Annotated in this window: 9 protein-coding genes and 1 tRNA gene; 6 read left to right on the top strand and 4 right to left on the bottom strand. The window is 33.8% G+C overall.

The genetic code is table 11. The annotated features are described in order from the left end of the window. The first annotated feature begins 174 nt into the window (after positions 1–174). The 3 genes from QZZ51_RS14345 to QZZ51_RS14335 all read left to right on the top strand — a co-directional run bounded on the left by QZZ51_RS14345 (position 175) and on the right by QZZ51_RS14335 (position 5,424). Positions 175–603 carry a hypothetical protein gene (locus QZZ51_RS14345; protein WP_291870874.1) on the top strand — a complete coding sequence of 143 codons (429 nt, stop codon included), beginning with the start codon at positions 175–177 and terminating at the stop codon, positions 601–603. A gap of 299 nt (positions 604–902) precedes the next feature. Beyond that, positions 903–3,971 carry a TonB-dependent receptor gene (locus QZZ51_RS14340; protein ID WP_291870872.1) on the top strand — a complete coding sequence of 1,023 codons (3,069 nt, stop codon included), beginning with the start codon at positions 903–905 and terminating at the stop codon, positions 3,969–3,971. A gap of 4 nt (positions 3,972–3,975) precedes the next feature. Beyond that, positions 3,976–5,424, top strand: a complete 1,449-nt coding sequence (locus tag QZZ51_RS14335; protein WP_291870870.1) for a RagB/SusD family nutrient uptake outer membrane protein — start codon at positions 3,976–3,978, stop codon at positions 5,422–5,424. 124 nt (positions 5,425–5,548) lie between these two features. Here the strand turns inward: QZZ51_RS14335 and QZZ51_RS14330 are convergent, their stop codons facing one another. The 4 genes from QZZ51_RS14330 to QZZ51_RS14315 all read right to left on the bottom strand — a co-directional run bounded on the left by QZZ51_RS14330 (position 5,549) and on the right by QZZ51_RS14315 (position 8,413). Beyond that, positions 5,549–6,787, bottom strand: coding sequence for a hypothetical protein (locus tag QZZ51_RS14330; RefSeq protein WP_291870868.1), 1,239 nt, complete (start codon positions 6,785–6,787; stop codon positions 5,549–5,551). Further along, positions 6,788–7,300, bottom strand: coding sequence for a TlpA disulfide reductase family protein (locus tag QZZ51_RS14325; RefSeq protein ID WP_291870865.1), 513 nt, complete (start codon positions 7,298–7,300; stop codon positions 6,788–6,790). It abuts the gene before it with no gap. Between the two features lie 202 nt (positions 7,301–7,502). After that, positions 7,503–7,576 (bottom strand) — tRNA-Ala (locus QZZ51_RS14320). Positions 7,577–7,615: 39 nt separating this feature from the next. Next, complete coding sequence (locus QZZ51_RS14315; RefSeq protein WP_291870862.1) at positions 7,616–8,413, bottom strand: universal stress protein; 798 nt, start codon at positions 8,411–8,413, stop codon at positions 7,616–7,618. A 140-nt stretch (positions 8,414–8,553) separates the two neighbouring features. Here QZZ51_RS14315 and QZZ51_RS14310 point away from each other — a divergent pair, with 140 nt between their 5' ends. From QZZ51_RS14310 to QZZ51_RS14300, 3 genes are all read left to right on the top strand, one after another. Then, positions 8,554–9,888, top strand: coding sequence for an MATE family efflux transporter (locus QZZ51_RS14310; protein WP_291870860.1), 1,335 nt, complete (start codon positions 8,554–8,556; stop codon positions 9,886–9,888). A gap of 15 nt (positions 9,889–9,903) precedes the next feature. Next, positions 9,904–10,668, top strand: coding sequence for an enoyl-CoA hydratase/isomerase family protein (locus QZZ51_RS14305; RefSeq protein WP_291870858.1), 765 nt, complete (start codon positions 9,904–9,906; stop codon positions 10,666–10,668). A gap of 275 nt (positions 10,669–10,943) precedes the next feature. Further along, complete coding sequence (locus QZZ51_RS14300) at positions 10,944–11,231, top strand: hypothetical protein (RefSeq protein ID WP_291870856.1); 288 nt, start codon at positions 10,944–10,946, stop codon at positions 11,229–11,231. Positions 11,232–11,309: the final 78 nt, after the last annotated feature.

The raw sequence follows: 11,309 nt of genomic DNA, 5'->3' as shown, positions 1-11,309 counted from the left end.
GTATTAACCATACGTTTTTAAAAACCCTTTATACCACAGAATTATACCAAAAAATTTCTTTACAAAACAGAGGCTTACCGTACTTTTATTTACCCATTAACATCATGGTTTTCAAAAATAAAAATAACTTTAATAATCAATAACTGGCTTAACTCTAAAACATAGTTTATTTTTGTGGCGAAAATTATAAACTTGCACTATATTTTTTCTTTTGATAGAATATCTGCGAACGATTACATGAAACAATTAATTCTCTTTTTAGCTTTAGTTATTCTACTAAAACCTTTGTGGCCCTTAGTAGAATACGCTGTAAATTATAATTATATTGTTGAGAATTTATGTGAGAATAAGGATAAACCCACGCTTAATTGTAACGGAAAATGCTTTTTGGCAAAGCAATTAGCAAAAGAATCTGGGACAAAAGAGAAAAATCCATTTAGCAGCGCAGATTCTAAATTAAAACTACCAATAATTAATTGGCTTAATATACAAATTCTTAATTATCAATCTTTTAATTTCGTGGTTCATATCTACAAAAACTATCACGAATCAAAATCTGGCTTATTTACTTCAGAAGTACTACAACCACCAGAACTGGCATAATGTTTTTAAAGCTAATTTTTCATAACTAGCGAGTACATTTATAGTGCTCTATATAAGTTATGATGTGCTTTATAGTACATAAAAAACCTTTCTAATCGAATTTTAATAAACAAACAGGAAATTTAATTGGTTCTTAAATCAATTAAACCCTCAATATATGTTGAAAAGTTAACCTAAAAAACTTTTCATTGAACATACCGAGTGGTTAATTTTTTGTTGTATAAAAATAATATATGATTTTTTTTACAATTCTCAGGAGGCTACGCCCTTCTTTAAAGTTAAACTTAAAAATAGCTACGATGCTATTATTTTTAAGTTTCTCATTCTTAAAAGCAAATACTCACACCCCTATATCGGAACTACAAGATGTAGTAAATGGTACCATAACAAATACAGACGGAGCACCCTTGCCTGGTGCAAATATCATTGAAAAAGGAACCATAAATGGAACTTTAACAGACTTTGATGGTAATTACTCTATACAAGTAGCACCCGATGCCATTTTAGTAATTTCATATTTAGGTTTTGTTACACAAGAAATTGCAATAAATGGTCAATCGAATATTTCTATTTCTATGACGGAAGTTGCTACCGATTTAGATGAAGTTGTAGTAACAGCTTATGGAACCTCTAACAAACGGAGTTTCACCGGATCAGCAAAAAAGATAGCGAACGAAACACTAACAAAAACTGCCTCTGCAAGTTTTGAAAATGCACTGCAAGGGAACGTTTCAGGGGTTAACATTTACAGTACAGGACAACCTGGTGGTAGCTCAAACGTACAAATTAGAGGAATAGGCTCTATAAACGGATTAACTCAACCCTTATATGTTTTAGATGGAGTGGTAATTAATTCTGATAATAACTCGCGTATCGGTGGTAACGGAGCGGTTACGAATATTAACCCTTTATCTACAATGAACTCGGATGATATTGAAAATATTACCGTGTTAAAAGATGCGGCAGCAGCTTCATTATATGGCTCTAGAGCTGCGAACGGAGTAATTGTTATAACGACTAAGAAAGGGAAAAATGGCGAAACTGAAATCACATTTAATACCGAGTTTGGTCTTACAGGTAATTTGACCAAAGAGAAAACTATAACCAATAAACAGTTTAAAGGACTCTGGAAAGAAGGGCAATTGAATCAATATATTGAAAACAATGAAAATGGAGAGTTTGCTAGAGTTTATGGCGATAACAATTTGTATACCAACTATCAAAACTTAGCAAAAAACGATTACGAGTCTATTTATGGTACTACCGATGCCAACTCAGATTGGTTAGATGCTATTTATAGAACTGGTAATATTCAAAAACATAGTCTTTCTGCAAGAGGAGGTACTGAAAATACAAAATTCTATATATCTGGAGACTATTTAGACCAAGAAGGAACAATAATTAAGTCTGATTTTAAACGGTATTCGGGTAGAATTAATTTAGAAAACAAAGCCAAAGATTGGCTCACTTTGGGCGTAAATCTATCCGTGGCCAAATCAGAGCGTAATACTGGGCAATATGATGGAACGTATGCTGGCGGATTAAACCCCTTGTATATGGCACGGGTTTTACCTCAAGCAGCTCCTATTTATGACCCAAATGGCTATGAAGGTATCGCAGGATTACCCAATGGTATTGAAAAAAATGCAAACCCAATAGGTATAATTGAGGTAGGAGAATATATAAATAATGAATTTAGAGTTAGAGGTGATGTTTTTGCTGAATTAAACATTCTCAAAGACTTCAAATTTAAAACTACTATTGGTATAGACCATCAAACTAATGAAGAGTCATTGTATGACAATAAAGAGTTTGGCGCAGGTGGCGGAAAATGGAATGGCGTACTATATGTAACGCAAGGAGAAGTATTTCAAAACACATCTTCCAACTTACTTACCTACAATAAACAAGTAAACAACCATGCCTTTGGCGGATTGTTAGGTTTTGAATCTCAGGTATCAAAAATGAAATCTATCAGAAATGCAGGTTATGATATTTTAGATAGCGAATTACTATCTTCAAGTAGTATAGGCTCACTATGGTCATGGTCGGGCTATTCTGAAAATTACTCCTTACTATCTTATTTTTCAAGATTCAATTATAACTATGATCAAAAATATTATCTATCGGCCAGTTATCGAAGAGATGGTTCTTCTCGCTTTGGAAAAGACACACGATGGGGCGATTTTTGGTCTATTTCTGGAGGATGGATTGCTACTGAAGAAGATTTTATTAACATAGAAGCCTTAAATTATTTAAAACTAAGGGCTAGTTATGGTACTAATGGAAACCTGCCACCAGAATATTATGCGGCCTTGGCTTTTTTTAATACTGACGGTAAAGGTTATGGAGGAGATTCTGGTCTTTCATACGGACAATTAGCAAACCCGGATCTCTCCTGGGAGTTAAGTAATAATTTTAATATAGGTATTGACGCTGTAGTGTTAGACAAGCTTAATTTTACTATAGAATACTTCTCGAAACACACACAAGACTTGTTATTGAACATTCCTGTTTCAGCAACTACTGGCTTTAGTAGTCAACTACAAAATTTTGGCGAAATGAAAAATACAGGATGGGAGTTAGACCTTGGGTATAAGCCTATTATGAATACAGATTTTTCATGGAATACGCGAGTTAACCTTACTATGCTCACTAATGAAATTACCAAATTAAAAGGAGATCTAGTACCAAGTTATAGTTCTAGATACGGGCAAAATCCTGTTATTATTAAAGAAGGAGAAAGTTTAAATTCTTTCTATTTAAGAGATTATGCCGGAGTAAATAAAACCAATGGTAGCGCTCAATATAATGTACTAGAAAACGGAAAACGAACAGGGGAAATAACTACTGATGCAGAAAATGCTGGTTTTGGTATCTTCGGAAATGCAGTACAAGATGTACAAGGTGGTTTTTACAATCAGTTTACCTATAAAAATTTAAGTTTAGATTTTCTGTTCACTTTTGGCATTGGTGGTAAAGTTTACGACCGTACTGCCTTTAAAAGAGATGATGATGGTTTTGCTCCTCAATTCACAAATACTACTGCCCAGTTAAATCCTTGGAGCCCAAATAATCCAGATTCAAATGTTCCTATTAGAATAAACGGAAATACAAGTTTTTCCAACGATGTTTCCACCAGACATTTGTATAGTGCAGATTATCTAAAATTAAGAAATCTTAAGCTTAGCTTTCATTTGCCCAAATTAAAGATGATTAAAAGTGGGGTTGTTTACATTCAAGGCGATAATTTATTCTTATCAACAGAATTAAATGATTATGATCCCGAGGCCATTGCAAATGGTGTCAGTTTTTTCCAGGTACCAACTACAACAAGTATTTTGTTAGGTCTACAAATTAAAATTTAATAACATGAAAAGTATAAAGTATATAGTATTAGCCGTTGCTCTGTTCTTACAACAAGGATGTAATGATGATATATTAACCCAAACACCAGATCACGTAATTTCAGAATCACTGGTTGTAAATTCAGTAGAAAAATTAGAAAGCTTATTAAACGGATCATATAATGAAATTTCTAAGGGCTCTTATTTAGGCAGAATATTATACAAGCGAGCAGCAGTGAAAGGCACTGATTTTAGGTTTGTAAAAACTACTTATAATCCAAGGGATTATGAGCAAACGGAATATAGATATGAAGAAAGCAGCAATAACAACGGAGGCGCTCAAAATATGTGGCTGCAATGCTTTAAGGCTATTGGTAACCTAAATCTTATATTGGATAATATTGAGACTGCTGAGGGTAATAATGGCGATAAACAGCAAATAAAAGCACAGGCCTTGGCATTAAGAGGAATGACGTATTTTGATTTAACCAGAACATTTGCCTATCCCTGGATTAAAGAAGGTGCCAGTGCACAAGGTTTGCCTTTAAATTTATCGTCTACAGAGATTATTACCGAAAGAAGTACATTAGGAGATACTTATAATCAGATTATTTTAGACCTAACTTCTTCTTTAACCATCATAAACGACAATACTTGGGAACAAGGCAGTACTAAATACATTACAAAAACTGGTATTGAAGCTCTATTGGCTAGAATATATTTGTATAAACAAGATTGGGAAAACGCCCTTCTTTTTTCTACTAATGTATTAGCTGTAAGGAGTGAGTCCGATTTAATGAATGTAGATTCTTATGTGTTTGATGATTATACTTCTGAATCTCTTTTTGAAATAAGTATAACTGGTGATAATTCTGTTGGAAGTAATGGATTAAGCGCTCAGTTTGATTTTAGAGATGGTGGACAAGGCGATGTTATTGCTACGCAAACTTTTGTAGACTTACTACAGACGTATCAAGGCGACCCAAGAGCAGCATTGTTGCTTGAGGATAAAGAAGGAACCAACATGGCTTTTGTAAAGTATATCAACAGAAGTGGCGGTGCAGGATTAAGTATTCATAATATTCCCGTAATTCGACTTTCAGAAATTTATTTGATTGCAGCAGAAGCTTGTGCTAATGGAGCAACAGGTGGTGATGCGCAAGCAATAATCTATTTAAATACACTTATAAACAAGCGCACAACTAATTATAACGTAGATAAAGCAACAGAAGTAGGTACAGCCCTTAAAACAAGAATAGCTGAGGAAAGAAGACGCGAGCTTGCTTTGGAAGGTCATGGTATATATGATTATATCCGAACAGGAATAGATATAAACAGGCCAGAATCTGATCATGTAAATACTGGTATAAATATTAACAACCTAAATATTTTAGCAACTTCTGCCAAAACTATCTATCCTATTCCTGCTAGTGAAATAGAAGCATCGCAGATGCAACAAACAGAAGGGTATTAAATTAATATTTTCTGTTTTTAGGAAGATCTTTTTATTAAATAAGAAAAAATAGCGGAGTATATCTCTGCTATTTTTTTTGACTTATCTGAAACGTGCTTTATCTAAAATTGCTCACATTTGTTTATTAAAACACTTTTAACAACACATAGGCCGTTTTTATTGTAGATATTTCATTAGTCACATCTGTCCAAGCAAAATGTACCTTATCATTTACAAGTCCCATTTGTGGAAAACCAGTACTTCTAGAATTTCCCAATCTACTAACTACAATGGGAGTTGATTTTTGTCCAGATTTATTAATTTTCATTGCTTTAATTTGGGCTTCACTATCTACTGTTTCCATCCAACTAGCAATAGCATTTTCATTATCGAGCATTATAACATCGACCCTGCCCATTGTATTAAGATTACTAATTAAAATAGGATTATCAAAATTTTCGCCTCCATCCGAAGAGAAAACCAGTTTCACCTTAGGTTCATTATTCACTGCAGTAAACCATGCTACAACCAGATTATTGCCAATGGCAGAAATTTTAGGACCGTTTACAGGGCAGCCATTAATCTTCCATCCATCATCGTGTATGGCTTTAGGTTTGGTCCATTCTCCATTAACCCTTCTTGTAATAGAAATATCCCTAATTTCCTCGTTTGATCTATCTCGGTATAATACAACTGGACCATTATCTGTTATTGCTGCAGTAGTTTGGCAACAACTACAAGTACGATCATCTAATAGAACATTATTACTTACAGTGCCGTCTGTAGAAACCTCTGCCGCTCTAATACTCATTGATCCTTTAGCACCGTGTCCATGCCCAGAGCTACTACCCACCATATTCCTTCCATCTAGCCAAGTAATAAAAAAAGAATTTTGTTTATATGGAAGAGTAGTTACAAAACCATGTTCGGTCTTGGTACCATCCGTATGTAAAGACAAACCTGTATTCCATTGCGTTTTTCCTTTAGGTAATACATTCAACTTAATATCATATGAAAAAATTTCCTTTGAGGACTTCTTCAGAACATGAGATAATAAATTGCCATTATTCTCCGCAATTAAAGGAAAATCTGCCCAATTTACGAACCAATCTGCCCCACTGATTATTTCTTTTGGTTCCTGCCATTTACCAGCAACCAAATAGGAATAATTTAACTGCGCGATTGAATCGTCTACCTGTGTAACCCAAGATAATAAGGTCTTGTTATTGTCCGTAAACAAAGCAGGTAAAGAACTTCCTGCATGGGCAGGAGAAGAAACATGATGGACAATTTCTTTTTCTGTTTTTTCCTTTTTTTCATTAGCGTTGCACGAAGCCAAAAGAATCGTTACAATCAGAGCAACAAAAATTTTAATATGTTTCATTTATTTAACATTTTTAAGTCTATTGATTATTTCTTGCGAATCCCAAGTTACCGCTCCTGAAATTTCATCTACTTTTTCTCCTTTTTCATTGTAAATAAAAGTTTTTGGAAGCGCATATATTTTCAATTGTGGAAAAGAACCCGTGAACCTAATAAAATTAAATTCAAAATTAAATTCTTCTTTAAAAGTTTTAATCTTTTCTACAGATTGATCCGAAGCAAGAAGGAATATATAGTTTTCTTTCTCCAAAATTCTTTTGGCTCTTAACAAGGCTGGCATTTCCTCAATACAGGGTTTGCACCACGTGGCCCAAAAGTTAAGTAATACTCTTTTTCCCTTATACTTAGTTAATAAAATATGGTTCCCATTTAAATCCTCATAAAGACTCTCCTTGACTGGTACTTCAACAGAATTTGCCTTAACCTTCGTAAATTCAATAGTGTTTTTTCCTGTCTGCTTACACGCACATAGAAACAATAATATCGATACTGCAATACAAACATTACCCTTCATATTTCATAGTATATTTATAGAAACAAAGGTATAAAAATAGCCTCGTTAGTATACTAAGTTTAAGTCCTAAAAATTAGATTTTAGGATACCCCGATGATTGCAAAGAGATAAATTAATACGACTTGTTTTCAATAATTTTAAATATCAAAAAGTGTATATTATAAAAAAGCCCCCACGTATGTGAAGGCTTGATTTTACTAAGTGGAGAATACCGGAGTCGAACCGGTGACCTCTTGCCTGCCAGGCAAGCGCTCTAGCCAGCTGAGCTAATCCCCCATTAAAGACTCCAAAGAAAATACTTTTTTACTCCGTTTCCTAATGATTATTAACACTTAAAACTAATACTGGAATTGGAACATGAAATTCAGATTTTGGAATAGTATTCTTTTCCCAAAGCTTTTTAAAGAAACCTCTTTTTCTTCTAAAAACACATAATAAATCTGGCTCATGAGATTTAAAGTGTTCCGTAACTCCTAAATAGGTAGTTGCATTCTCGGTTAGCGTAAGGCTAGAACTAATATCCATTAAGGCCGTGTTTATTTTTAAATCCTCATCTGTATATCCTGGTGTTTTTACCAATAATAAATTTACGGTCGAATTTTGCTTTTTACTAATAGTGTTTAATGCATCTAGAATCCTATGTCTCTTTAAGATTCCTGATTTAAAAGCTACTAATATCTTTTTAAAATCTTTTTTCTTGCTCCCCTTAGGAACCAATAAAGTAGGTATATCCGTTCTTTTAATAATCTTGCCTGACGTTCTTCCTAAATACAATTCCTCTTTAATGTCATTACTTCTAGGTGCTAAGATTATTAAGTCTATCCCTAATTTTTTATCTATTTGGTTTATTCCATCAATAATTTCGCCATTATAAGTGGCTATCTTAATACCAATATTCTTAGCATCAATTTTATCAATAACTTCCTTTAAGCGTTCCTTACTATTTTTTGCTATTTTCTCCGCTATATTTGCCAAACTTCCTGTTTTTGAAGAGGCGCTAAATACATCCATTACAAATATATTCGAGGAAAACTCTACAGCAAAATCTATTGCATATTGCAAGGTTTCATGAGACGTTTCTGAGGTGCCTATTGGAACTAGGATGTTTTTCATACCGTTAGATTGTTTATTTATACTCTAAATTTACAATTAAATTGAAATCTATTAAAGGATTACTAGTGCAAAGATATCAGAAATTACGGATATTTTCTCATTCGTAAAGTTGCTATTTGCATTTTAATTACAAGGAAATATTGAAAACAATAATTAATTTTAGGAGCATAAATAATCTAGCAATTCCTGCTACTATCGCAGGAATTGCAGAACCTCTTTTATCTATTACAGATACTGCAATAGTAGGTAACATTCCCGTTGATGGGCTCGAGTCTTTAGCAGCTGCCGGAATTGTAGGTTCTTTTTTATCCATGTTAATTTGGATATTAGGACAAACCCGTAGTGCCATCTCTGCAATACTTTCTCAATATTTAGGAGCAGGAAAATTAAACGAAGTAAAAGCGCTACCCGCCCAAGCCATATTTTTAAATCTTATCCTCAGTGGTCTCATTTTAGTCTCTACGATTTTTGTAATAGAAGAAATATTTATGCTATTAAATGCGTCGGGTAAAATTTTAGATTATTGTATAAAATATTACACGATTAGAGTTTGGGGGTTTCCTCTTACGTTATTCGTTTTTGCCATTATGGGTATTTTTAGAGGGTTGCAAAATACAGTATGGCCCATGGTAATTGCAATCGTGGGGGCAATAGCAAATGTTATTCTAGATTTTATTTTAGTTTATGGGATAGAAGGTTTTGTATCCCCTATGTATTTAGAAGGGGCTGCTTGGGCTAGTTTAATTGCACAAGCAATAATGGCAATCTTGGCATTTATTCTTTTAATTACAAAGACAGATGTTAGCTTAAAACTAAAACTCCCTATTCACCCAGAACTAAAAAGACTTGTTGTTATGAGTCTAAACCTTTTTGTACGCGCATTAGCACTAAATACCGCACTTATTTTAGCGGTTAGAGAAGCTGCTGCGCTTGGCGATCAGTACATAGGAGCACATACGATAGCTATTAATCTTTGGTTATTTGCTGCCTTTTTTATCGATGGCTATGGCGCCGCCGGAAATATTCTAGGAGGAAAACTACTAGGCGCAAAAGATTATAGAAATCTATGGTTGTTAGCAAAAAAAATAGTTCTTTATGGTCTTATAGTAAGTGCTATATTAATGCTATTAGGTTTGTTATTTTACCACCCTATAGGAACTTTATTCTCCAAAGAACCTCCAGTTCTAAATGCTTTCTATGCCGTATTTTTTATTATAATTCTCGGGCTACCTTTAAATACCGTAGCTTTTGTCCTAGACGGACTTTTTAAAGGCATGGGAGAAATGAAATACCTAAGAAACCTATTACTATCGGCCACCTTTTTAGGGTTTATTCCTGTGCTTTTTATTACTAAATCGGCCAATTGGGGGCTTTATGGTATTTGGATAGCTTTCTCCGTTTGGATGTTGATTAGAGGTGGTGCCTTGGTCTGGAAGTTTAACCGAAAGTTTCGTCCATTATTACAAAAGCATTAATTTTAAACAAAAAAGATGGAAACCACTCGTACCGAAGGAAGTCTATACACCTCTATAAACAATAAAATAGCTACAATTGAGTTTGGCCATCCGGCCAGTAATTCTTTTACCGCAGCATTATTAAAAAGGCTTACTAAAACCTTGAATGAGCTTTCTACCAATGAAGCTGTTTCTGTAATTGTATTAAAATCGGAAGGAGAAAGAGCCTTTTGTGCAGGAGCATCTTTTAATGAACTTACCGCAGTATCTAACTTATCGGAAGGAAAAGTCTTCTTCAGTGGCTTTGCCAATGTTATAAACGCAATGCGTTTGTGTTCCAAAGTAATTATAGGTCGTGTCCAAGGTAAAGCCGTTGGTGGTGGTGTAGGTATTGCTGCCGCTTGCGATTATGTTTTTGCAACGGAAGGTGCTTCTATAAAGCTATCCGAACTCTCTATTGGCATTGCACCTTTAGTTATAGCTCCTGTAGTTTCTCATAGAATAGGAAAAGCAGCTTTAGGAGAACTTTCGTTAGCTCCTACGGAATGGAAAACGGTATATTGGGCACAACAAAAAGGGCTTTTTGCCAAGGTTTTCGAAAACATTGCTGAAATGGATAAAGAATTAGATTTATATACCCATCAACTAGCCCAATACAATCCTGAAGCTCTAGAAGCATGGAAAAAAGTACTTTGGGAAGGCACTGACCATTGGTATACACTTCTTTTAGATAGAGCAGCTATTACCGGCCAACTAGTACTATCAGATGCTACCAAATTAGCTTTGCGTAAGTTTAAATAATAATCAACTATAGTTAGCGTTTAGGTATCATAAAACTTATTACATGAAATTTATTAATTTCTTAAACGGAGATCTTGTTTTCCCTTTTGTTGCCCTTTTTGTTTTGGTAATCTATTTTGTAAATAGAGTTCGTACTAGAAAAAAATATAAGCGTTAGACGTATAGGTTACGAACAACCGTAGCCCTAGGAATAAATACATTTTTTAACAGTCCGTTACAGTTGTATTATGGTGTTCTCTTATTATATTTGATTTCTTAAAGAATTGATAACTCAAATGTCTAAAAAGTTTATTCCTATTTTTTTTACAGCCATTTTTTTTCTGTTTTTAACTGCTCCTATAGTTATTACTCTAGCAAACGATTATGCAGATATATCTTCTTTTTATTCTGTTTCAGAAGAAGAAACGGGAGATGAAGTAAAAGTGGTCTTACATTTAGATTGCTTTTTTCAAACAGACATTTTGTTTACAAAAAAAGTAACATACTTAGGGTATTATTCTAAAAAATACCCAATACTACATTTAAACCTTATTTCCCCTCCTCCAGATTTACACATACTATAATTAAATAGTTTTGACTATCCTTGGCCCATCATTTATTTGTCCCTTTGTAATAGTCAACATTCCTATTGAATATTAAAT

This window comes from Maribacter sp., from assembly GCF_016744255.1.
GTDB lineage: Bacteria > Bacteroidota > Bacteroidia > Flavobacteriales > Flavobacteriaceae > Maribacter_B.
Note: the sequence above shows the minus strand (reverse complement) of the source record. Positions and strands in the feature narration are given on the sequence as shown.